The following is a 24,513-nucleotide window of genomic DNA, read 5'->3' as shown; positions in this document are numbered from 1 at the left end:
TGGCAGGTTTTTGGCAGGTTTGAAGACCTGCTCAAAGTATTTCCTATGCTTACGCATAGATGCTAATCTTAATGATTGGGTGTGGAGCTTTGTGCCAAACGAACGAGCATATGAGCCAGCATGTGGCGTTCATCTTCCTTGCCGACATTCCACAGCTCCTGAAGCAGTTTTTCTTCACGATTACGGGGTTCCTCCCGAGCTGCCAGATAATCCGCTACTTTCTCGGCAATTTTGGCCATCTGCTCCTCACTTAGTCCAATCGATTCTCCCATGGCAATTCGCTTACCTAGGTATTCTTTGAATGCATCAAAGTTCTGTAAAATCTGTTCTCTTTCTTCCGGCGCAATCTTCTCAATTGCATTGTCCACCTTGTCAGTTGAAACTTGGCCATCTTTATGGATTACATGATTTTCTTCATTCATTTGAATAACCTCCTGCATAATAGTTGTTTATTGGTTTCAAGCTTTAAACTTAATACTCAGGTTATCTATAATATAAACGTATTGCTGAAGTTTAATCAGTACGTTCAATTCTGTATATATCTTCTATATATGAGCAAGTACACGTTTCAAAAGAACTACAGCGGTTAATCGTTTACATATACGTAACGGTGTTTGGATATGTTAATGAACACCTTATACAATATCGAACCAGGAGGGATTTCCCATGCGTGATAAAACCAAACATGAGAAGACAAACGATGAACTTGAACCAGGAGTGAATACCGTTATCCATCCAGACAAAAATAATCCCGGACCAACCGATATGATCGAAGGCGTGGTTGGTGATATCGTGGACAACATTCGCAAAGACTTCACCCATGACTCAAAGGACAAGACGTCTTCTTCCAAGTCAACGGATTCATCAGACAAATAAGCGTAACTTTTCTCCCTAGCAAAAGATAGCTCAAAAAGTCCTCCTGCCACATGCATGGCTTGGGAGGACTTTTTGGTAATGAACGATTGAATAATCAACCTCATATCTGGAGGTGCAATTCAACGTGAATCTTTTGTCATCTGCTGTAACGCCTTATGAATCCAGATCGCGGCAATGGAACCTTCACCCATCGCAACCGTTGCTTGCTCTGCATGTAAACCCAGATCCCCGGCAATCCATACATTCGTCGCTGCCTGTAAGCTGCGCGGATCGGCTTCTACATGTTTATTATCTGCGATTACAGCTCCCAGCTGCTCTGCCAATTCATAGTGCACCCGATTGCCTCCAAAAGCGATAAAACCACGCTCCGACTCAAAGATCTGTCCATCTTCGGTCAGAACACCGGTGATATGGCCATCCTCAATCTGTTGTACTTCCTGAACAGCCGCTTCCAGATAACGAACTCCCGCCTCTTTCATGCTCCGATGCAACTCTGCAGATATGGGAGCCTGCTCATGATTGATATATAACAGATCATTCGTACGCTGAATTAAAATCATCGCCATATTGGCACCTGGTTCGCCAGATCCCAATAGTACCGTACGTTGATCCTGAATCTCATAACCATCGCAATCAGGGCAGACATACACCGTTCGGCCCAGCGTAGGGGTTAGTCCCGGAATGTCCGGAACTCTATCCGTGAGCCCCGTTGCCAATAACACGGTTTTGCTCCTATATTCAGATCCGGAAGTACCGAATAATTGAATATGTTCTCCCTTACGTTCCGCTTTAATGATACGGTCTTTCTCAAAAGATACACCAGTCCGCTCTGCCTGCATCCTGCCTCGTTCTCTAAGCTCTTCACCGGATACCCCATCGGGGAAACCGAGGATATTATGATAAGTCCGGCATAACGTCGATCTGCCTTCTCCCGCGTCGATTACCAACACCTGATGAGCTGAATAACGTCCAAGCTGAATGGCTGCCTGAAGCCCTGCGAGCCCTCCACCTACAATTATGCAATCAACCTCTCGCATGCTCCTTCTCCTCCTGAACTTCCATTTATCTAATTTAATTAAACAGTTTGTCCTTATATACATTAAACCGTTCAGCCAAGCTTAAACGTTTCCTCATATTGCTTATCTTATACCAAAATAAACAGGCCCAAACCATCCGTAGGAATCACGGTGAGTTTGGGCCTATAAGATTTATGATTGCTTAGAAGTTATACGATTCAAATCGCGATGCATTCGAGATGGCGTTCCATACATCCGCTGTTTCGCCGCCCATATACCAGTAAGCCAGTCCAGCAATTTGCCGTTGCTCACTCATTAACACTTTGGCTGATAACGAACGACTGTCCTCTGCCCATATATATCTTGGCTTACCATTACTGTTGTACCCGATAATATATTGAACCAGACTTGCATCCCATCGTCTTACAGATCCCGTAGCATGCGCACGCATTCCCTGGTCTGCCAGTGTAATGTCCCAAGAACTGGTTGCCGGATTCACGGAAGACCAGTCTCGTGTATATAACGGAAGGGCCAAAATTGTTTTGGCACGTACCACCTCGGAGAGCATGGTATCCAAAGCCTTTTCTACCCATGGAAGAGACGCCACTGATCCTGCTTTCGGATCACCGTTCCAGTGTTCCTCGTATCCCATCAGCACCATATAATCCGATACAGCGCCCAGTTTGGCATAATCAAATGCATCCGTCCAATCAGTACCCAGGTCGGGCGAAACGTCCACGGACACCACAGCACCGAGTGCGTGCAACGTAGCCGTCAAAGAGGTCACAAATGCCGTCAGCCCTTCACGATCCGCAGGATCAACATTCTCAAAGTCCACATTAATGCCGTCCAATTTATAGGTTTTGACATAAGCGGCTACCTGTGAGATCACTGCAGCTCGGTTGGCCGAACTGGATAACATCTGATGCGTAAGTGCCGAATCCGAACGATTACCGAGCAATGGCCATAGCTGCCTGTCGGTGGCGGATGCCCAGGAGATCAATGCAGGGTCCGCGTGATCTGTTACTTTCATACTGCTGTTCAGGAAAAACCAGCGTGGGACAAGTGTGTTGACCTCAGACTGTTCCACTTGTTTCTTGAATTCAGTTGTAGTGGAGTTATATTGCCAGCCCAGCTGAACGCCAAGTTCATCCCCACGTTGTAACTGCTCAGACCATGTTTTCTTTTGTAAAATGGCATCGAGCATTACGGCTGCTTCTTCTCGCGTTACCTGGTCATGTGGTCGAAACACGCCTCCGCTTCCCCGCATTAGTCCAAGTTGATATACCGTCTGAACATAAGGACGTGCCCAGTCCGAGATATCCGCTGCGTCAAAATACGTTGAAGATAAGAGTGATGTCTCTACGGGTTGTTGTTTTAACATTCGAACAAGAAGGGCAGCCGCTTCTTCGCGCGTAATAGAAGCATTAGGCTGGAACGTTCCCTGACCCTTACCCTCCAGAATAAAAAGATTCGTCATGGCGGCAACATTGCCGTAATACCAAGCATTCATGCTTATATCCTGATAGGGATTAATATTATTTTTAACGGGCTTCAAACCTAGTAATCTCACCGCAAACGTCGCAAATTCTGCACGAGTAACGGCTTTCTTCGGTTCAAACGTAGTCTCTGACGTACCGGCAGCAATGCCTTTTGCCACCAGATGTGTAATGGCATCCTTGGCGTAACTGGTCTGCGTATCCTGAAACTGTTGCTGCACGGTTGCAGCCTGAACAGTAGAGCCATATCCAGCCAGCGATCCAAGTGTTAATAACCCGCATAAAGCCATTTTCCATATCCGTTGGTTCGTTATGTCTTTTAATCTATTATTCACATCAAAAAGCCTCGCTTCATTGGATTACGATCAACTATCATCGTATCAAATTGAAGCGAGGCCGTATGTGGTTAAATGTTGGGAAATGCGAAGCTTACTTGTGTACTTTTACGCGCTCTTCAATGGGTTGGAATTCTTTCTCACCCGGTGCTGCCGTTGGTTTACCAAATGGCATCTGAGCGATCAATCTCCAGTTCTCAGGAATGCTCCATTCTTGCTTCACTTTCTCGTCAATCAACGGGTTGTAGTGCTGCAAAGATGCACCCAGACCTTCTTGTTCCAGAGCAGTCCAGATTACCAGTTGCAACATACCGTTGGATTGGTTAGCCCAGATTGGGAAGTTATCTGCATAAGCTGCAAAATTTTGTTGAAGCTGTGCGATCGCATTGTTATCTTCGAAGAAGAGAACCGTACCATATCCGCTGCGGAATCCAGTCATTTTCTCTGCTGTGGATTTGAAGGCTTCTTCATTACCTACCACTTCACGCAAAATTTCTTCTGTGTGATTCCACAATTTATCATGTTGTTCACCGAGCAATACAACGGCACGGGATGTTTGTGAGTTAAAGGAAGTTGGTGTATATTTCACCGCTTCTTCTACGATTTCCTGGATTTTAGCATCCGAAATTGTAGATTCCTTGCTGATTCCATAATAAGATCTTCTGTTTTTCAACGCATCAAAAAAAGTTGTCATTCTTATTCGCCTCCCAAAATTTTTTTTCAGTTGCCAACACAGTAACTATAATATAGTAACATACATTAGTCAACAAACTAATTTATTTTCACTAAATATACATTCACTGAAAACATTTCAACAAGTTTGCCCAATACAGCAATTGAAATTATCCTTCGCCCGTCTTTTTACGATAATCCGCCCGGTATTTCTCTTCCGTAGACGAGTTACTTTTTGTCTGATCTTTATTCTTCTCTTCCTGAGCTTCCATATTCAGATCTTCCATCGGAATTGGATCTACGGTCTGTTCTTCTTCATGTCGGTCAAGCAGACTTTCGTGCTCTGTCTTATATTGTTCAGGATTGTCACGGGATTGTTCCTGTTGGGTATCGTTGTTATTCTGATCCGGTGTGCGCTGTTTCATTCATATTCGCCTCCTCTGGGTTCATTACCTTTCTTTACCTGTTCTGCGTGTCCTCTAAACACAGTCGGATGCATTCCTCAAACAAAAACCAACAAAAAAAGCCAACCAGACAAGCTGGTCAGCTCAAAGACGACTTCTATGATTGGCGATGCAATTGGGTACGGTACAGATCAGGCGAACATCCCACACTTTGTTTGAACATCCGACTAAAATGCGAAAGGCGTTTGAAACCGGACAATCGACTTGCTTCTGTCACGGTGATCTCAGGCTGAAACTGAAACAAAAGCTTCGCCTGATTGATACGGCGGTCATACAGGTATTTAAATATCGTCAAACCTGTCATTTCCTTAAACATGCCTGCCAGATATGGCTTGGACAGATGTAATTCCAGTGCCAGATCATCCAGACCAATGTCCTTCATATAATGGGTATCCACATAACGAATAATGTGTTGGACATGCCGCTCCCTCTCCGATGAGGGAAGTTGTTCCTGGACATCACCCTGGCAGATCTCTGCTACAAAATACAACAGATCACACAGTCTGACATTCATTCGCTCTTGCCTGAAATTGCTCTGACTTTGAGACAGACGATGAAGATCATGCAATAGAGCTTCGAATTCAGAGCGGTTATCTCCCTTCAGATTGACCCGGCAATTTCTGAGTTCTTCAAATGGTCTAAGGACCTCAGCCATACGGTCCGGATGCAGGCTGCTGCGGATTGCAGACGGATCAAAATGCAGTGTGCTTCGCTCATAAGCACTGCCTGGCTTCGGATGTGGTCGATGAAGAGTCAGGCCATGCATTAACACCAGATCACCCGGCTCCAGGTTATATACCCGGTCTCCTATGATATAGGTACATTCTCCATCATGAAAATAATAAATCTCATAATGTGGATGTGAATGGAATCCATCTGACTTGCCTGGGTTAAATATGCTGGTGGATCGGTAACTATACTCCAGTGAAGCGCTAAATTGCATCATGCTCGGCACATTCATGCACCTCCTGTTCGGAAGAGGGAAACGATTTGTATCATGCCCCTGTAGGATATATGAAAGTGAAATTATAGAAGCTGTTTAATACTCTCTTGAATCTCGTCGATGGAGTCGATAGGTTCGAAGCGTCTGACCACACGACCCTCTGCATCAATCAGGAATTTTGTGAAATTCCATTTGATTGCATCGCCGTGTAACCATTCTGGTGCCTTCTCAGCCACCATTAATTTCAATAATTTGGCCTGTATATCTGTTTCATCAAAGCCTGCAAAAGGCCCTGATCTTTTCAAAAAGTCGTAGAGCGGGTGCGCCGCTTCTCCATTCACATCCAGTTTGGAGAACATCGGAAATTTCACACCATAGTTAATCTGGCAAAACGATTCCGCTTCCGAACTGCTTCCAGGCTCTTGCTCTGCAAACTGGTTACACGGGAAACCAATAATCTGAAGTCCTTGATCCTTGTACTGGTCATACAGCTTCTGCATGTCATCGAACTGGTGCGTATATTTACATTTACTTGCCGTGTTTACGATGAGCACAGGTTTTCCTTCATATTGATAGAGTGGGAAACGCTCTCCACTGGTTCTGGTTACGGTAAAGTCGTAGATGGTTGGCATAAGTCTAGTGCACCTCGCGATAGTTATGTAGTCATACAGCATCATATGTCATTGTTAATTATATACGAAGTTTGAACTATTGTATCGCGCAAGATAAGTTACTCTCCCTTTCAACAGAAAACCCTTCTGCCGCGAAAATCTCTTCGTTCAGCAAAAGGGTTATTATATGGGATCACAGTGACAGCATCTTCAGCCCTTAACGGCACTTCCGGCCACGCCCTGAATGATATAATGCTGACCCACGAGGAAAACGATGATCATCGGAATAATGCCTGCCGTGGCAGCGGCCATCATGCCGTTGTAGTCCACATTATTCTCCAGAATAAAGTTCTGCAGTCCGAGCGGAACGGTGTACAAGTCTTTGTCGATCAGGAACACAAGCGCATTCTCATAGTCATTCCAGTGCCAGGAGAAATCAATAATGGCCAGTGTAGCCAGCGCTGGCTTCGCCAAGGGCAGAATCAGCCTGAAGAATATGCGCAGGTGACCGGCACCGTCGATGAACGCCGCTTCCGAGATCTCTGAAGGCACGGACAGGAAGAATTGCCGCAGCATAAACACCCCAAAGATCGTGAACATTCCGGGCAGGATCAATGCCCAATGCGTATTATATATGCCTACCCATTCAAACATCAGGAACTTCGGTACAAAGAGTACCTGCGGTGGCACCATCATCATCGAGAGATAGATCAGGAACAGTGTCTCCCGGCCTTTGAATTGAATCCGTGCGAAGCCATAGGCTGCAAAAGCCGAGAGAAATACAGCTCCGACCGTGCTAATTAGCGATATTTTCAACGAGTTCAGATAATACGTCGCAAAGGTATCCGCTCCACTCCAAACCTTAATATGATGCTCCCAGTTCAGGCTGGAGGGTATCCACTGGATGGGATAGGTGAATACGTCCGCAGGAGATTTGAACGACGTGCTGATCATCCAGATGAACGGCATAATCATCAGCAGGGCAAACCCGGACATCAGAAGTGTCAGTATGATTTTTCGAATCTGCGTCAAGGACTCCATGCGGACTCTAACTTTAGGTGAATGCGGAGCTGTGGGCTTCGCATTCGCGGCAATTTGTTTCTCCATAACGACTCCTCCCCTCCTTAGTAGTGAACCCAACGTTTCTGACCAAGCCACTGCAATACAGTGAAGACCATAATGATGGCAAAGAGTGCCCAGCTAATGGCAGCAGCGTATCCCATCTCGTAGTAGCGGAAGGCATTCTGGTAGATAAACAGCGACAGTACGGTTGTACTGTTCCCCGGACCACCCTGGGTGATCGCCTGAATGATACCAAAGTTTTTGATGGTCATAATCAATCCGGTAATCAGCAGCAAAAAGGTAGTTGGACTCACAAGCGGCCAAATCACTTGGCGTATCGTCTGCCAAGGGCGGGCTCCATCTATCCTTGCAGCCTCAATCAATTCCTCCGGAATTTCCTGCAAAGCGGCCAGATAAATAATCATGTTGTAACCCAGCATGAACCAGATCCAGATGATATCAATCGCATACATGGACCATTCGGTTGTTGATAACCATCCGGGTGGATTCGTAATACCGATCCCCCGCAAGAAGCCATTAATGGGCCCCGATGTTGGCTGGAACAGCAGCATCCAGACAAAAGCGATGGCAACACCGCTGGTGATATAGGGCATGAAATAGAGAGCACGCAGCGTTTTTTGCCAATACACCGACTTGTTCAGCGCCACCGCCACGATAAAAGCCAACCCCATCGATACCGGAACCGCTAACAGAAATACAAATGTATTTCGCAGCGCCACGCCAAACAGATCATCATTCAACATCCGACGGATATTGTCCAGCCCTACGAAATTCGTCTCCGGGCTCATGAATTTGTAATCAGTGAACATGAGATAGAACGAATAAACAGCCGGTATAATAAAAAACAACAGCACGCCAATCATATTGGGCCCAATAAACAGATACCCGAGTCTGCTCTGCCGTTTCATCCAGGATTTATGCATATGCTCCCCACTCCTTAACATCTGTTCTGGAATTAAGCATAACAAGATGTCCTCTAACATTTAAGGAACATAACCCTGTACCTGATATCACAGATATATGTATTTCGGCAGTGCCTTTCGGGAGAGAAACAACATGGAATTGTTCTATTGCTTATATAGAAAAAACCGCCCCATTGGGACGGCCTTTGGACTCATTGCTTTTGCAACCTATTGATTCTGCTTCAGCCAGTCATTATGGCGTTTGACCATGTTCTGTACCGTAACTTCGGCAGTCTGGTTACCGAGGAAGAACTTTTCATACTCCTGTGCACGCAGATCAACCACTTCCTGCGCAATGCTGCGGACAAACGTAGGTGTCTCGTCACCGTACAACACAAATTCCAGTGACTCTTTATCATAAGAATCGGCATAATCGCCAAGCAAATGATCAATGGCAGTCTGCTGATCGACCGCATTCGAGGAAGGTAAACGCCCACCCGCAGCCATCGGCATCATTCCCCCATCGGCGTACCATTTCAGGAACTCCCATGCGGCTTCTTTATTTTTTGACTTGGAATTAATCGCAATAAAGTCACCAAGTCCTCCACTCTTCACCATATCTGCTTCTTGTGCAGCCAGTCTCGGTACAGGGGCAAAGGCGATTTTCCAATCCCGCGGGAATTCGGTCATATTGTTTGATGTGCGGATCAGCCATTCGCCGATATTAATCATGGCAGACTCACCGCCAAGGAACATGTTTTCCACCGGCATTTTAGAAGTCAGCTGCTCTCCGAGCGGAGGAGTGGTTGCATCCTCCTTCATCATTCCGTTCAACGTCTCCAGCCATTTGGTAACGAGTGGATCATCAAGATTGGAAGAACCGTCTGCCTTAACATAGCCGTTCTTCACCAGAACAGAATCGAGCGGGTCTACATAGGAAGCAGTATGCTGCACCAATCCGTATTTGAAGCCAGCAGCCTTCAGTTTGAGTGCATATTCACGAGCTTCATCCCATGTCCAGGCTGTAGGTACACTCAGTCCGGCCTGATCAAGCGCTTTCATATTTAAAGCGAAGAAGGCAGCGTTTTTCTTGGTTGGCATCCCGTAATATTTTCCGTCCACTTTCCAGGAAGCCGCATCTTCACCCATTTTCTCATCAATGTTGTAGTCGGTGAACTCGCCCAGATCCAGTGCTGTACCGCCCTTGATGCGTTTATCCAGATTCGTGAGGGTATAGTTGACATACAGGTCAACGTTTTGCCCGGTGGACAGCGCCGTATCCAGCTTCAGGTTGCCATCATCGTCATTCACAAACCGCACATATTCCACCTGAATATCAGGATGTTCCGCATTCCAGGTATCCACCACTTCCTGTGGACCATTCTCGGGCGGCACCGCGCCCCACATGGTGAGCTTCACTTTTCCCCCTGCCGCTCCACCTCCGTTATCTCCACCGTTCGTCTCATTTTTACCTACACAGCCGGCAAGCAAGCCCAGCATCAGCGCACCTACGATTAATCCCGTTAATCCTTTTTTGATTCTCATCTGGTCACATGACCTCCCTGAATTGAAGTGTACCTTCCGTTACATCGTAGCAGGGACCTTGCTGGGTTCATAAGATACATATCCATGATTCGGATTGAACAAAAATACGGATTTACTTGTGCTTGCTTGAGCACTCGGTACACATATTCCTTCTACTCATCCTGTGAGTCACGAACGATGGCGATACTGGCTGGGCGTGCAACCGGTCCAACGCTTGAATATTTTAATGAAATAATTATCACTTCCGAACCCTACCCGGTAACCAATCTCCTGTACAGGAAGGTCCGTCTCGCGCAAGTATTCAGCCGCTTTCTCCATCCGTACCCCATGCAAGTAATGAATCAGGGTATGACCGGTTTTCTTTTTAAACAAAGCACTCACATAATTCTCGCCCATCATCACATATCGTGACATGGATTTGACGGTAATGTCCTGGTCGTAATGCTGTCCGATATACTGAATTATTTTGCTAATCTCCGGATGTTTCACAATCGGCTCACGAACAGGTGTAAATGGAAGATCCGTATCAGACGGGGGCGCAGAAGGGACCGTAAGAGAATCAGGCGAAACAGGCGTTGATGTGAGAACCGATGTGGAAGGTGGCACTTGATGAGGATCTGTCTCTGTCCGGGCTTCAGTCGAAGCTCCCAGTTCTGCACTTACTTTACGGAGTGTATCACGCAGTGAATTCACACTCATGGATAGTTTCAGAATATAATTGGAAGCCCCGTATTCCATTGCACGGCGTACATATTCGAACTCCCCCATACAGGTGAGCATGACAAATTTGGTTTTCAACCCGGCCTGACGGGTCTGTTTGAGTAATTCCAGACCATCCATACCTGGCATGACAATATCGGTCAGTACCAGATCCGGTGTATCCTCTATAATCATCGCCAGCGCTTCGGTCCCGTTACCGGATTCTCCGATGACCGTGAAACCCAGCTCTTCCCAGGAAATAATCTCTCGCACCGACTCTCGTACGAATACCTCATCCTCTACAAGTAATACTTTCCACATGCCAGATTCCCCTCTCCAGTCGTGTAGGACGTGTCTCAAAACTCGCGAAGTGCATCTTTTACCGCCTTTTCGCCCCATGCTGCGTCACTTCCCCTTGACGTGCCCCGGCACGCCTGCGGAAAACTTCCTTGCTTGGAACGAAAATTCAGCAAAATCTGCTTCCTTCGGAGTTTTCAGACACGCCCTAGTCTGACCGCTTCTGTAAGTAAGGCGTCGACAATAAAAAAGGAATGCTGAACCTCACTAATGTCCCCGGCTTGGTATCAATCACTTCAAGTTCACTTTGGCCTTTGAACAATAATCGCAATCGTTCCTTAAGGTTAGACAGGCCGATCCCCGGACGTGTGCGGGTCATCTGCTGACGTCGGGATTCCTCCATGCCAATTCCGTTGTCGGCCACCTCCAGCATCAGTTTTCCTGTGTCTTGCCTGTAAATGCTGATACGGATCTGACCAAGCTGCTCCAGTGGCCCGACACCGTGGTGAATGGCATTCTCCACCAGTGGCTGCAAGCTCAGCTTGGGCACGAGCGCATACTCCAGTTTTTCGTCAAATTCACAAGTCACCTCAAAGCTATCGCGGTAACGAATCCGCTGGATATGAAGGTAGGCTTGAACTAACTCAATCTCGTCCTTCAGGTATACCAATTCGACCTGTGAATTCAGGCTGACCTCCAGTAATTTGCCCAAGGAAACACACATCTCGGAGATCTCTTCATTCCCGCTGCGGATCGCACTCCATTTCATTGTATTCAATGTATTCAGGAGAAAGTGCGGATTCATCTGGGCCAGGAGCATATGAAAATGTACCGCTTCCTTCTGGCGTTCCTCCGCCTTGAGTCTGTTGATCATCTGATTGGCATCATCCAGCATCGTATTGAACGTACGGGTCAGTTCCAGCACTTCTCCGCGGCTGCGGCCTTCAGGGATACGGACCTTGAGGTTTTTGCGTACTACCTCCTTCATCTGGTTCTGCAGATGTGATAAAGGCCGAGTGAACGTCGCCGAGATCATAAAGGCCATGAGCACAAATGCTGCTGTGAAGCCAAAAAACGTTAAAAAATAGCGCTGCTTAAGCCCCGATATCTCCGTAAACAACACAGCTAGTGGAATACGATTTACCATGTACCAGTCCAGTGACTCGATGTATACGTAGTTAATCAGCGTATCTGAATCATTATCCGTCAGATAGGCCTCTGCCGGATGAAGTGCAATTTCCCGGGTCACGTCTGGGGAAAGTACCGCTTTTTCGGACGAGCGGGCAATCGTTTCCCCATTGCCAGTAATCAGGAAATACTCCTGATTGCTCTGCGAATCCTTCAGCATAGACTGAAACCAGTACGAATAATCGATGCTGATCCGTGCCATTCCGTACCTTTTGCCGCCACTGTCCTTCATATACGCATAGAGGGACAACAGATACGGGCTGGAGGATAGCTCCCGCAGGACATGGTTGGTATCCCGGGCATCCCAGCGGTAGAGTAACTCTTCTGATGGAAACGAGTTTGAATCAGTGTTGCCCTTGATGAAGGTCATTTCTCCAAGATGCTTGCGAAATTGTTCCCGATAAGGGCCATAGGCCAGAGCTTTTTTGGGCAAATACGAAGTGTAAACGTTATCATGAAAATCTAACAGCGTGAAGTACACGGAAGGATTATATAGAAAAAAGCTGTTGTTGATCATCTTGAACTTCTCTTCCACCAACGACTTATTCTCAAGCGGAGAACGATTGTCTGGAGAAGTCAGGGCGTTTCTTACGGCTGAATCCTGTTCCAGAAAAATCAGGGTTTTAAATGCAATACTCATCTGGTCCTCCAGAGAACCATACATCTGCACCAGTTGCTCGTGGCTCTGTTCGCTGATTTTTTGCTCAACCAGAGATTCGATCTGTCCATAGTTGTAGACATTAAGTACGCTGAATGGTAGCAGAATCAACACCACAAACGCACCAAACAGCCGATACCTGAGCTTATGCGGCAAAAAGGTCTTCCAGTCGGGCTTTGTCATCCCCTCAGCGCTCCCCCTGCAATTATTGAGATCATTATACCATCAGTTCCCCCGCTTCGGCCGGGGCCGGGCTCATTCGCATGGATATGTGATACCAGTTGCCAGGGACGGGATACGGATACACAGATTTGTTCTATTGCATTAAAAAAACCGGAGATCTGGGATCTCCGGCTAGGCTAGATATAACGACTTAGCAAATTAGGATATAGGCTCCACTCCCCAGACAAGCTCGCCGTTCCGGTAAAGAGTTACCTTGGTCCAATCGGCAAAAGAGGTCTGCAGCGGGTTAAAGGAATAATCATCCCCTTCGCTGTAATTGGACCAGTCTGCTTTGTGCAACCGGGTATGTATCTCCCCAGAGGTTCCTCCGACCGGGATCACGCCTGCTCCGGTACCGAACTTCAGTTCCAGATAATGGTCCGCTCCAGGAACAGGTGCAGGCAGTTTCACTATGCTGCCGCTGATCTGACTGCCTCCAAGCTGTGCATAATCACAGAAAAAGGATTGTTGTTTCTCCCCGTCCACTGTATACCAGTAACGAATTGTCAGTTCATTCAGGCTAACTGTGGAGGTACCGTTATTGTAAATAACAAACTGCGGTTTCATTTGGTTATCGAGCAGATTTGTATCCCCTGCACGATAGGCTAGAGTCAGATTACCAGCAGGCTCTGGCGGCCCTCCACCCTGGACCTTTGCGGAAGCTTGAACGGAGTTCACACTCTTCCCAACGCTGTTAACCGCATTCACCACATAGTAGTAGGTGGTTCCAGCAGATACCGCCATATCCTTATAGCTTGTTCCCGATACAGCGGCCACAGATGTATACGGTCCGGCTGCTGTCAGCGACCTGTTTACCGTATAGGAGGTCGCACTTGCAGATGCACTCCAGCTTAGATTGATGCTGTTGTCGCTAACCGCAGTGGCGGTCAGATTCTGCGGAGCGGCAGGTACTGCCTCGACCTGGACCGTCTCTAATACGGACCAATAGGCTGGCTTGGACTGGAGTCGCTCGTCGAAAAGCAGCGGCCAGTTGTTGCGGGCGACCGGGAAGGTTCGTAGCCAGGTATTGGCATCATCCTTGCCCCACAAGGTAACATTTTTGACTGTATCCGTATGCCTCAGGAAGATCTGGAACAGGGACTTGTACAGCGCCGCCTGCTGTGTCTTCAGTTCTTCCGGGAAGATATCATAAGATTGCGAATCATTGGAATATACACTTACATCAAGCTCAGTAATATGTGTTTCGAGGCCCAGCGCCTTAAATTTGACAATGGAACTCTCAATTTCCGAAAGGGTTGGATAAAAGAGGCTGATGTGTGTTTGATGGCCGACTCCGTCAATAGGCACACCCTTGGCTTGAAGGCGAGTGATCAAATTGTAGAGGGCCTGGCTTTTGGCCGGCTCATGGGTATTGTAATCATTAATGAACAACTTGGCATCCGGGTCGGCTGCATGGGCGAATTCAAATGCTTTCTCAATATATTCTTCCCCGGCAATCTGGTACCACAGACTGCGCCGCAGGCCATCCGGCTCGGAGGCATCAATGACTTCATTCACAACGTCCCAAGCGTAGATCTGGCCTTGATAACGCTCCATTACCGTCTCAATATGCTGCTGCATCCGTTCATACAGCACCGTTTTGCTCACCAGATTGCCGTTGGCATCGTGGAATACCCAATCCGGAGTTTGTGTATGCCAAACGAGGGTATGCCCACGTATCTCTTGTCCGTTCGCTGCTGCAAAAGCGACTGCGGCATCCGACCCGCTGAAATTATACATACCCTCTTGCGGCTCGGTACTGTCCCATTTCAGAACATTGCCTGGTGTCAGACTATCAAAATGCTTCGTAAGCAGCTGCTTGTCAGGTTCGGTCAGCAGTTCATTGTTCGTGAAGGCCGTCCCAATTCGAAACTTGCCCGCAAAAGCATCCTGTAGGGAAGGAATGTCTTCTTCGATCACAATGGGTCCGAGATCCGGCAACTTCTCCAATCGGAAATCATCCACATAAAAAGAAGCTGTGGCACGGTCTGGCACTTCAAAATAAACCGATAACTGATTCGCTGGTTCCAGCATTTTAAACTGTGCAGTAAGCTTGGTCCATCCGCCTGCGGATGCGGTACCGAATGTTAAATTTTCATAATGTGTTGTATCTGGCAGGGTACGCTGTAAAGACATATTGAGGTTTGTGCTGGACGCTCCCGCCGGAAGCTTCACCCAGCCGGTGAACACATACGTCTGTCCCACCTCCAAAAGTTCTGTCACATCCAGCGCTGGCCCATGCCATGTCATAGCACGCCCGCTCACTTCCAGTCCATAATCTCCGGTACGAGCTGCAACGGCGCTTGCATGAAGCGTTTCTACTTCACCGCGTCCGCTCCAGCTCTGGACCGTGCCATCTTCAAAATCATGACTCAGAATCAAGGTATTCTCCCCTTCTGCCGCATGAACAGACTGAGCTGCCCAATACGAAGGAACTAACAAAGTTATCATCAAAACAAATTTAAGCGCTTTCAAAAATATCATTTTTCTCATCGCTTCCATTCTCCTTTATCGAATATTAGGATGAATTCCTTATTCCAAAGGCTAAGGCCATATCCACCTCCTTGGTTTTAGTTATAAAATCAGAGTCCTCATTCAAACGGATACGGGGGGCATACGTTCGGATAAGGACTCCATATGGTAAATTATAGTATAAATCGTCCATGATCTACAACTGAAATGTACTTCCCCTCTAATTTCGGTTAGAAATGCAGTATCCGTTGCTTCTGCACTCATTCGCACCAGCTCCTCCATAATCTGGGCAACCCGTAACGAAGTGTATACCTGGTGCTCCGCTGGCTTCAAAAGTTGTCTTTAAAGTTGTCTTCAAGCTTTCTGCTTACTTCTTTCAGCCTACACCCTGTGTCTCCTGCGATACTCAGATGGACTTATGCCCAACGTTTTGGAGAACACTCTACTTAGATAAAAACCGTTCTCATATCCGCATCGCTCGGCAATTTGGTTAAGGGTCAGGCTGCTGTCAGCCAAGAGGTTCTGCGCTTTTTTCAGACGGACCCGTTTGAGATAGCCTGATGGCGTCTCCTGAAAAGCTTCCCGGAAACGCCTTGTCAACTGCACCGGACTCAAGGCCAGTCGCTGCGCCAATTCCTGAAGGCTGATCTCCTCTTCCGCCCGTTCCTCCAGCAGCGCTGCCGCTTCAGCCATTCGTGCGTCTTCGGTAAATCTCCGCTCCTTTAAGCGATTCTGTCTGCGTTCCACCTGATACAACTGCCACAAATCCATCATAAAATGTGTCTTCCAACGGGCAACTTCCCCCTTATTCTCCTCACTGTCCTGGCGTAAATAAGCGTACGTCGAGGCTAACCGCTTCGTGTCATTAATCAGCGATTTTCCGGCTGGTGGCAGAAACTCCTCCTCCTCCGGGCTACTGCTAAACTGTAAATAGTGAAATGTCAGCGGGGTAATGACTGTCCGCCGAAAAGGAACCGCCGGGGGGCACAGCACCAGATCGCCAAAACTCGCTTCTCCGATCTGACCTCCAATCTCATAATGGAATATTCCCTCTTCGACGGCAAAAGCCACCCAAGTCGTATAGATATCTTCCGTAAGAGCAAATTCCCCTTTTTGCTTCCAGTAGATGTGGTTAAGCAGCTCCATGACTTGACCACCCTTTCTGTGAAATAAAGTATATGTTTGATGATAGTATAGTGCATTTAAAAAGTGAATATATAAATCTAAGATGAAATTATAGATATGTAGTTGGAGTCAAGGTGGATCTAACTTCAGTTAAGGAGGTCACAGATATGAAACAAGAGCATGTACAATACGACATCACCGTCATCGGCGGAGGACTTGCTGGTGTATGCGCCGCGGTAGCCGCTGCCCGCATGGGGCAGCAGGTTGCGCTGGTGCAGAACCGCCCCGTGCTTGGCGGCAATTCCAGCAGTGAAGTACGCGTATGGGTCTGCGGCGCTACCGCCCACGGGATTAACCGCTATGCCCGCGAGACGGGTATCATGGGGGAATTGTTTGTAGAGAACCAGTACCGCAACCCGGAAGGCAACCCGTATCTCTGGGACTTGATCATTCTGGAAGCCGTTCGAGCTGAACCCAACATCAGCCTGTGCCTGAACACGGATGTACATGAAGTCGAGGCCACTGGGGATGGAGATGAACGCATGATCACCTCTGTTACCGGGTGGATGATGGGTTCTGAGCGCAAAATCCGATTCGAAAGCCAGATCTATCTGGACTGTACGGGTGATGGATTGGTCGGCTTTCTGGCTGGAGCCAAGTTTGCACTCGGCCGGGAAGCCCGCAGCGAATATGGCGAAGAGTGGGCACCTGAGGTGGCTGATCAGATCACGCTGGGCAGTACACTTCTCTTTTATACCAAAGATGCTGGTGCGCCTGTCCGCTATATCCCGCCCTCTTTTGCCAAGGATATTACACAGACCAGCATTCCGATTCGCCGGGTCATTCGCAGCGGCGATTCCGGTTGTCATTATTGGTGGATTGAATGGGGCGGTGAACATGACACCGTTCATGACAATGAGCTGATACGTGATGAACTGTGGTCCGTGATCTACGGGATCTGGGACTATATCAAGAACTCCGGCAAGTTTGATGCAGATCATATGACGCTGGAGTGGATTGGTTCTCTACCTGGCAAAAGGGAGTACCGCCGCTTCACGGGTGACTATGTACTCACCCAGAACGATATTATCAGCCAGCGGGAGTTCCCGGATGCCGTTGCCTTTGGCGGATGGTCCATTGACCTGCATCCCCCGCAGGGCATGTACGCCGAAGCGAGTGGCTCGAAGCATATGCATGCCGATGGCGTATATCACGTGCCGTTCCGCTCGCTGTATTCCGCAAATGTGCGGAATATGCTCATGGCCGGACGCGACATCAGTGCATCACATGTCGCCTTCGGCACAACGCGCGTCATGGCAACATGCGCGGTCATCGGCGAAGCCGCGGGTACGGGCGCAGCGCTCTGCGCGGCCATGGGGGTATCGCCGCGCGAGCTGCACGCGAGGCATCTGGCGGTACTGCAGCAGACGTTGCTGCGGCAGGACGCTTCCATCATCGGGGTGCGCAGCCACGATGAGCTGGATCTGGCCCGGCGTGCCCAGGTTACAGCCTCCAGCACGCTGACGGGCATCGCCCTTGAGCAGCCTGGCGAGACGTACCCGCTGGGTACAGATGTCGCCCTGCTGCTGCCTGTGCATCCAGTGCTCAGCGGCCTGGAGCTGTTGCTGGATGCATCCAGCGATACCGCACTGACGGTAGAGCTGTGGGATACGGGGCGTAAGGAGAACTACGTCCCGCATTTGTTACAAGTTACGGTGACTGTTAACGTTACAACAGGAACTGCGCAGTGGGTGAAGCTGCCGCTCGAATGGCGACCGGAAGAACCGCAGAATGCTTTTATAATCATCCGCTCCAATAAAGCCGTCTCACTCTACCATTCGACAGAAGCACACAGCGGGGTGCTGATCTTCTTCAAAACAGAAGAAAACCACGTGTCCAAAAATCTGGAGGATCATGCCACGGATCAGCCAGTCGTATTATGGTCCATGCAGGGGTTGGCGCGTCAGCCCTTCTGCTGTCGTACCCTCTCTGAGACCACGGCCTATTCAGCGGACAACACGATCAACGGTTACCATCGCCCCTTCGGTGGACCGCAGCAGTGGATGTCGCAGCCGATGCAGTCTGGCAAGCCGGAATGGGTACAACTGACATGGGAAGAGCCACAAACCTTGGCTGAATTGCACTTGACGTTTAATGATGATGTGAACGAGGATCTGGTTAATTTACATCACCATCACACAACATTCCGTGTGATGCCTGAGCTGGTGCGTGATTATCACGTGGAGGTACTGACTCCGGCTGGCGAATGGACACAAGTCGCAAGTGTGCAAGAAAATCACAAAAGAAAAGTTATTCATTCCCTGGATGTCCCTGTATCAGCTCAGGCTCTGAGAATCATAATTGATGCCACAAATGGCAGCAGATATGCGGAATTAATCGAGATTCGAGCTTACTAAAACAAAAAGGAGGATACAGGAAACTGTATCCCCTATCCTCCACACAAAGTCCACCTTTTTCTATTCGGCGGTTGGAGCCCGCAAGCCCTCAATCAGGATAAACAACGTAAGTGCTTGTCCATATCCCATCGGACTGATCGCTATATCTTTATAAAACTGAGCATCCTGCCCCACAGGTGTACCATAGGACACCTGCTGTACAACTCCGTTATCATCAATTTGTTTCAACACCGCTTCAAGCGCACTCAAGCCATTCTGGCGATAGGATTCATCCAGGTATCCATACCGGATTCCCTTGAGAATGCCGTATCCAATCGCTGCCGTTGCCGAGGTTTCTTTGTAAGAGGTTGGATCATCCAGCACAGTGTGCCACATGCCATCCTCACCTTGAAGCTTGCTCAGTGCTCTGACTTGAGCGGTTGCTGTATCCAACAGATATGCCTTTAGCCCGTCTTCGATCGGAATGATATTCAGGAAATCCATAACTCCCGCCGTATACCATGCATTGCCTCTTCCCCAATGAACAGCACCATAGTTATGATTTTCATTGAAATCCCAGCCATGATAGAACAATCCGGTTTTCTTGTTATATAGATATTTGATATGCACAAGGAACTGTCGTTTGGCTTCTTCCACCATGTCGGGTTTCTTGAAGTATACCCCTGCCTTGGCCAAAAATAGCACCGTCATAAACAGGGTATCAATCAGAATTTGACCATCATTGGCATCTCCCGTGATCATATGTTGAAACGCACCATCTCCGGTTCGCAGCAGTCCATCCATGATCCAACTGCTCCACTCCTCACAGACCTGTTCGTACTCCTTGTTTCCGGTCAGCTCGCATAATGAGATCAAAGTAAGGAGCGGAGCGCAGGTGTTCACATTTTTTTCCGGTACCCCTTCCATCAGCCTTGCATTATACCATGATTCCAGAAATTCTAGCACTTTGGGATCTTTCGTTGCCTCATGGAGCTGAAGCAAGCCATACAGACCGACACCTTGCGGCCATTCCCATAGATGTATGTCGATTAGTCCGATGGGAAACTGTTCATTGATGCTTGTGTTTTTCATAGACTCCATCGCTTGGGATACCTTGCTTATTCTCTCCTGCAGCACCATTTGATTCAGCATGTTGGTTATCACTCCCTTGGTTTCTTACACACGATTCAGCGCTCCATGTCCAGTAACTTCAGTTGTCCCTTCACTCCATAACCTTCGTGTATAATTTCCTCTTCTTTAATAAGAAAAGGCTTGTTCATTCCCCATTGAATTGGACCATATACCGGGTCTGTTAGAGTGAGAGTTAAAGCTTGATTATCGAATTGCGGGCTTGCAGAACGAACTTGGTTGATAAAAGCGTCAAATGACCCGAATTGCTGTTCGCTTCCTGCTCTTATAATCCAGGCGTTACGCAAGCCAGGTGAAATAAGCTCACGTTCTCTTGTCACCCCGCTGCTCTCCATACTCGTCCCGTTGGCCGCATATATAGCTGCATAACCCTTATCCAAACGGGCAAAGTGCCAGTTCTCATGCCTTACCCATTCCGTGAAGGAGTGAGTAGGAAAATAAGCATGTGTCCAGTCAGAATTGTGATCCGCAGGAATATCAAACATCATCAAAGCGATCCCCTCATGCTGAACAACATCGGGCAATATCCCATTCCCAGCCCAGAAGCAAGGTCGACCATCCCCATGCTTGTATATTTCTGCCGGATGATTCACCCAGATCAGCGCCTCAGGTGACAGGGATAAATGCTGGACATGCTCCTGATAACCTGGCTTGCCTGGACGAAAGCGAATGATTGAGGATAAGGAGTATTCCCTGGTCCGACAATGATAGAGCTTGGCGTAACCTCCCTTACCCTGCTGATTGGCGAACACCAACTGCTGATTCTCTCCAAGCAACAGATGCTCCTGATATGCTGCTGGAGGACTGTAATCCGATAAACTCAAGGCAACATTGCTTATTGAATAATTGTTTACATTGCCAACGCCGTAAGCGATCCAGCACATTGAAGTGGTTCCCGCTGCATAACCACCCAGCAGTTCCTTCTCATAGCTGCGCCCAAACGTTGTGGACAAGACTCCTTGATGCATTTGAACGGTAATATAATAGAATAACAGGTCCATTGCCTTTTTGGCTTGCTGTCTGAGCTGTTCATTATGGGAAAATTCATAGATATGCAACAACCCAACCGCATCAATCGGAATGTATGCACTTGAATTCCATTCTGCCAATCCTTCATCCAAAAAGCGCTCAAACCATAATGCAAGCCTCTGCTCTGCTTTTTGACGGTGTACTTCACCGGATTCACCACTGTTGCTGAACATTTCATCCCCAAACAGCTGTCCGGCTAACAGTTCATTGGTATGGAACAACAAGGCATGATTCTCACTGAAGAACCACATCACATCATCGCCAGGTTCATCAATCCAATATCGATAGCCCAGAATGCTTGCTTTTACCCGATCCCAGAACGATTCACTGAACAGACCGCTATTTCGCTCATCTCTCCAAAGACGGAACAGTCCCACCAGATAGAAGTCACTGCAATCCTTCCGTTGCTCGATCCCTTCCACACCCTCAAGCAAAATGTTCTCCGCTTCTTTCAGATTGCCTCCTGTTTTGAGCATGGCGATGGCCTTATGAATATTGGGACTGCCCTTCTCGGCAATGCATCGCAGAGCCAGGGATTTGCGAGCTTCAATATCCGCAGCTTGCTGAGCAGCCTCATCATAGCTCGTATCATAGGATTGGCAGCCAAACTTCTTGGTTAGTACAACATTTGAAACTGAAATAGCCAGCGTGAAATATACGTAATGATGACCGAGTTGATTCGTATGTGCCAGGACCAGGTCCGTTTCCTTTTCGGCGATGTGTATTGTCTTATTTTCGGTACCGTCAAAAAAATTGCCATACTGGATATCAACCTCTCTAACGATATCCGGCAAGGGAAGCGGCAGCTTGAGCTTAATCTGCTCACCTCTGAAGAGATCCGAAGGAAAATAAGCCTGTTCGAGAGCTTCCTCTGCGGATTTTACAGACTCCGCCAAATGAGAAGCAATAGGCAGGGAAATCACCAATTCCTCGTCTCCCAAATATTCCACCGCAAAAGCATACATGGTATCCCGCTCAGCCAGATCCTCCCAGCAGGCATAGATCTCATTAATTCCAGCTAAAAGTTCAGCTTTAATTACGATTTCCTGCTCCTTGTTACGCATGAGTGGCGCAAAATCCGTTACCATTTCCCCATTCACCCACAACGTCAGACTGCCATAGGTCTTAATCCGCAAAGAAGCGGTATGAGCAGTCGGAGAAATGAGTCTTGTAGCCGCGTAACTGCGCAGATGTGTCGGTACAAACCAAAATCCTGATTGCTCCACCCGTGGATTATTCCAAGGAGAATACAGTGCCCAAGGCATTCCGTTCTCTTCTCCAACGAAATCGTCTCCCGGGCTAGGAAACTCGCTCCATTGATCAAAAAATCGGTTCACAGGCTGCGTTCTCCTATGTTCTACAAATTCCTTTCTGCATGGATTCTCATGAATGGCAAAACCATCAATAAGCCAATCATTAATATCTCCCTCCATCGTTGTTGGAACAAAGGCAACAGGCTTTGTATATATGCCGCTGATCATCCAATGATTAATGACCTGATTGTGACCTAATTTCATAGGTTTATAATTCAAGGTATCCATCCCACTCCGGGTGGTATCTGACATTCAACTCATCCTTTCATTCCTGAAGTAATCATACCGCTGACAAAATACCGCTGGAAAACCATAAAAACAATCAGTACCGGAAGCATCGTGATGACGGACATCGCAAGCAAACTTCCCCAATCCACGTTGTATTCACCAATAAAATTAGAGAGCGCAAGCTGAATCGTATATTTCGATGGATCACTAATCGCAATTAACGGCCATACAAAATCATCCCATCTCCACATGAAGGAGAAGATTGCAAGCACCGCAAGAATCGGCTTCGCTATCGGAAGAATAATGCTCCAGTAAATTTTCCATTCGCCCGCTCCATCCATCCGGGCAGCTTCCAACAGCTCGTCCGGTACGGACAACAAATACTGCCGCATAAGGAACACACCTGTTGGGGTTGCTGCTGGCGGGATAATAATCGCGAGTAGGCTATTATACAACCCCAGTGCACTCAGCACTTTGAATATAGGGATCATAATTACCTCAATCGGAATCATGAGTGTTGAGACAAAAGCAATTAATATGATCGCGCTTCCGCGGAAGCGATATTTCGCCAATGCAAAACCTGCCATGGAGTTAATCAATAACAGTAGCAGCGTTGAGCTTACAGTTACGATTGTACTATTCATAAAATACAAGCCAAAATCGCCTTTACTGAATGCCTCCTTGAAATGCTCGAAGGTGATTGGCTGCGGCCATAACTTGGGAGGGAAGCTGTACAGATCGCTATTCGTTTTTAGAGAAGAAATCACGACCCACAGGACAGGCAGGAGCCACACCACTGCGGCAACACTTAACAGACTGTAGATGAAGATTTTGACCATAGGCTTCATTACCATTACGTAGCCCCTCCTTTCGATAGACGGAATTGCAGAGCCGAGAATCCACCAATAAGGATAAACAGTATCACCGACATCGCACTGGCCAGACCGAGCTCCTGTCTGTTAAAGCCAATCTCATAAATATATTGAACAATATAGGTAGTATCTTTGCCCGGACCACCACCTGTAAGCGCAAACATAAGTGGAAATGCTTTGAACGCGTCAATCAGAGTCAGCATAACAACAAGCAAGCTTGTCGGCTTCAAAAGCGGGAGCGTGATATAGCGGAACACCTTCATTCCCGTTGCCCCATCCAAGCGGGCAGCCTCATAATAATCCGTAGGTATAGCCTGCAAACCCGCGATAAAAATGACCATGAAAAAGCCTGCACGTGACCATACTGTCGCGATGATTACAGCCGTATTTGCCCAAAAGGAAGAGGTTAAAAAGCCGACAGGTTCCACACCAACCACGGTTAACAGATGATTCAAAATGCCAAATGAATCTCCGAAAATCCACTTCCAGGTCAATCCAACGATAATGTAAGAAATCATGGTCGGCCAGTAAAATACGGCCCTGAAGAACCCGCGCATTCTAATCTCGCGCGCAAGCAGCAAAGCAATGCCTAACGCTGCTGCATATATTAGCGGGACAACAATCGCTGCATAAATCCCCGTTCGTCCGATGGTCGACCAAAATTCCCGATCCCCTATAATTTTGATATAATTATCCAGCCCGTTGAACTTCATTGGGTTCAATCCATCATAGACATGAAAGGAATAATAGAGGCCCAATAAAGAGGGAAATACGATAAAAGTTCCAAAGATCAGGAGGTTGGGTAGTATAAACAGATAAGGAGCAATAATGAGCTTCCTGTTCTGTTTTGCCAGCGTATTTTTGTTTAATCGTTGTCCTTCACTCATCTGCTTGCCCCTTCCTTATGCGTTATTCGAAA

The 24,513-nt window shown here is 47.7% G+C and carries 20 protein-coding genes; 2 read left to right on the top strand and 18 right to left on the bottom strand.

Features of this window, described 5'->3' with window-relative positions; all coding sequences use genetic code 11:
• Positions 1–68 precede the first annotated feature (68 nt).
• Positions 69–422 (bottom strand): DUF3243 domain-containing protein, encoded by a 354-nt coding sequence (locus MHI55_RS13100; protein WP_036609024.1) that lies wholly within the window; start codon positions 420–422, stop codon positions 69–71.
• A 244-nt stretch (positions 423–666) separates the two neighbouring features.
• Here MHI55_RS13100 and MHI55_RS13095 point away from each other — a divergent pair, with 244 nt between their 5' ends.
• Complete coding sequence (locus MHI55_RS13095) at positions 667–876, top strand: hypothetical protein (protein ID WP_076249699.1); 210 nt, start codon at positions 667–669, stop codon at positions 874–876.
• Positions 877–995: 119 nt separating this feature from the next.
• Here MHI55_RS13095 and MHI55_RS13090 read toward each other — a convergent pair whose 3' ends face one another.
• The 13 genes from MHI55_RS13090 to MHI55_RS13030 form a co-directional block, all read right to left on the bottom strand.
• Complete coding sequence (locus MHI55_RS13090; protein WP_076249700.1) at positions 996–1,913, bottom strand: NAD(P)/FAD-dependent oxidoreductase; 918 nt, start codon at positions 1,911–1,913, stop codon at positions 996–998.
• A gap of 181 nt (positions 1,914–2,094) precedes the next feature.
• On the bottom strand, positions 2,095–3,726 hold the full coding sequence (locus MHI55_RS13085; RefSeq protein ID WP_256719965.1) for an S-layer homology domain-containing protein: 1,632 nt from the start codon (positions 3,724–3,726) through the stop codon (positions 2,095–2,097).
• A 94-nt stretch (positions 3,727–3,820) separates the two neighbouring features.
• A complete protein-coding gene (locus tag MHI55_RS13080) occupies positions 3,821–4,420 on the bottom strand; it encodes a nitroreductase family protein (protein WP_074094703.1) in 600 nt (199 codons plus the stop codon).
• A gap of 148 nt (positions 4,421–4,568) precedes the next feature.
• Complete coding sequence (locus tag MHI55_RS13075; RefSeq protein ID WP_036609033.1) at positions 4,569–4,823, bottom strand: hypothetical protein; 255 nt, start codon at positions 4,821–4,823, stop codon at positions 4,569–4,571.
• Positions 4,824–4,959: 136 nt separating this feature from the next.
• A complete protein-coding gene (locus MHI55_RS13070) occupies positions 4,960–5,823 on the bottom strand; it encodes an AraC family transcriptional regulator (RefSeq protein WP_047842609.1) in 864 nt (287 codons plus the stop codon).
• A gap of 65 nt (positions 5,824–5,888) precedes the next feature.
• Positions 5,889–6,437 (bottom strand): glutathione peroxidase, encoded by a 549-nt coding sequence (locus tag MHI55_RS13065; RefSeq protein WP_076216217.1) that lies wholly within the window; start codon positions 6,435–6,437, stop codon positions 5,889–5,891.
• A gap of 189 nt (positions 6,438–6,626) precedes the next feature.
• Positions 6,627–7,523 carry a carbohydrate ABC transporter permease gene (locus tag MHI55_RS13060; RefSeq protein ID WP_256719966.1) on the bottom strand — a complete coding sequence of 299 codons (897 nt, stop codon included), beginning with the start codon at positions 7,521–7,523 and terminating at the stop codon, positions 6,627–6,629.
• 17 nt (positions 7,524–7,540) lie between these two features.
• Entirely contained in the window at positions 7,541–8,422 is an 882-nt protein-coding gene (locus MHI55_RS13055; protein WP_076249702.1) for a sugar ABC transporter permease, read from the bottom strand.
• 207 nt (positions 8,423–8,629) lie between these two features.
• A complete protein-coding gene (locus tag MHI55_RS13050) occupies positions 8,630–9,946 on the bottom strand; it encodes an ABC transporter substrate-binding protein (RefSeq protein ID WP_017688971.1) in 1,317 nt (438 codons plus the stop codon).
• Positions 9,947–10,114: 168 nt separating this feature from the next.
• The gene (locus MHI55_RS13045) at positions 10,115–10,966 is read right to left on the bottom strand and encodes a helix-turn-helix domain-containing protein (RefSeq protein ID WP_076249703.1); all 852 of its coding nucleotides are present in this window, start codon (positions 10,964–10,966) and stop codon (positions 10,115–10,117) included.
• A 184-nt stretch (positions 10,967–11,150) separates the two neighbouring features.
• Positions 11,151–12,971, bottom strand: coding sequence for a sensor histidine kinase (locus tag MHI55_RS13040; RefSeq protein ID WP_076249704.1), 1,821 nt, complete (start codon positions 12,969–12,971; stop codon positions 11,151–11,153).
• A gap of 198 nt (positions 12,972–13,169) precedes the next feature.
• Entirely contained in the window at positions 13,170–15,503 is a 2,334-nt protein-coding gene (locus tag MHI55_RS13035; RefSeq protein ID WP_076249705.1) for an endo-1,4-beta-xylanase, read from the bottom strand.
• Between the two features lie 360 nt (positions 15,504–15,863).
• Complete coding sequence (locus MHI55_RS13030) at positions 15,864–16,628, bottom strand: AraC family transcriptional regulator (RefSeq protein WP_047842603.1); 765 nt, start codon at positions 16,626–16,628, stop codon at positions 15,864–15,866.
• Between the two features lie 146 nt (positions 16,629–16,774).
• Here MHI55_RS13030 and MHI55_RS13025 point away from each other — a divergent pair, with 146 nt between their 5' ends.
• Entirely contained in the window at positions 16,775–19,024 is a 2,250-nt protein-coding gene (locus MHI55_RS13025; RefSeq protein WP_340390185.1) for an FAD-dependent oxidoreductase, read from the top strand.
• A 60-nt stretch (positions 19,025–19,084) separates the two neighbouring features.
• On the opposite strand, the gene MHI55_RS13020 is transcribed toward MHI55_RS13025, so the two are convergent.
• The 4 genes from MHI55_RS13020 to MHI55_RS13005 are packed head-to-tail and all read right to left on the bottom strand — an operon-like array spanning position 19,085 to position 24,481.
• Entirely contained in the window at positions 19,085–20,155 is a 1,071-nt protein-coding gene (locus tag MHI55_RS13020; protein WP_076249707.1) for a glycoside hydrolase family 88 protein, read from the bottom strand.
• 35 nt (positions 20,156–20,190) lie between these two features.
• A complete protein-coding gene (locus MHI55_RS13015; protein ID WP_256719967.1) occupies positions 20,191–22,698 on the bottom strand; it encodes a hypothetical protein in 2,508 nt (835 codons plus the stop codon).
• Positions 22,699–22,751: 53 nt separating this feature from the next.
• Complete coding sequence (locus tag MHI55_RS13010; protein WP_036609056.1) at positions 22,752–23,576, bottom strand: carbohydrate ABC transporter permease; 825 nt, start codon at positions 23,574–23,576, stop codon at positions 22,752–22,754.
• Complete coding sequence (locus MHI55_RS13005; protein WP_076249709.1) at positions 23,576–24,481, bottom strand: sugar ABC transporter permease; 906 nt, start codon at positions 24,479–24,481, stop codon at positions 23,576–23,578. The genes MHI55_RS13010 and MHI55_RS13005 overlap by 1 nt, the downstream gene beginning before the upstream one ends.
• Positions 24,482–24,513 lie beyond the last annotated feature (32 nt).

The organism is Paenibacillus sp. FSL E2-0151 (assembly GCF_037993015.1).
Taxonomy (GTDB): Bacteria; Bacillota; Bacilli; order Paenibacillales; family Paenibacillaceae; genus Paenibacillus; species Paenibacillus amylolyticus.
The sequence above is the reverse complement of the archived record's forward strand: the minus strand, read 5'-3'. Positions and strand labels throughout refer to the sequence as shown.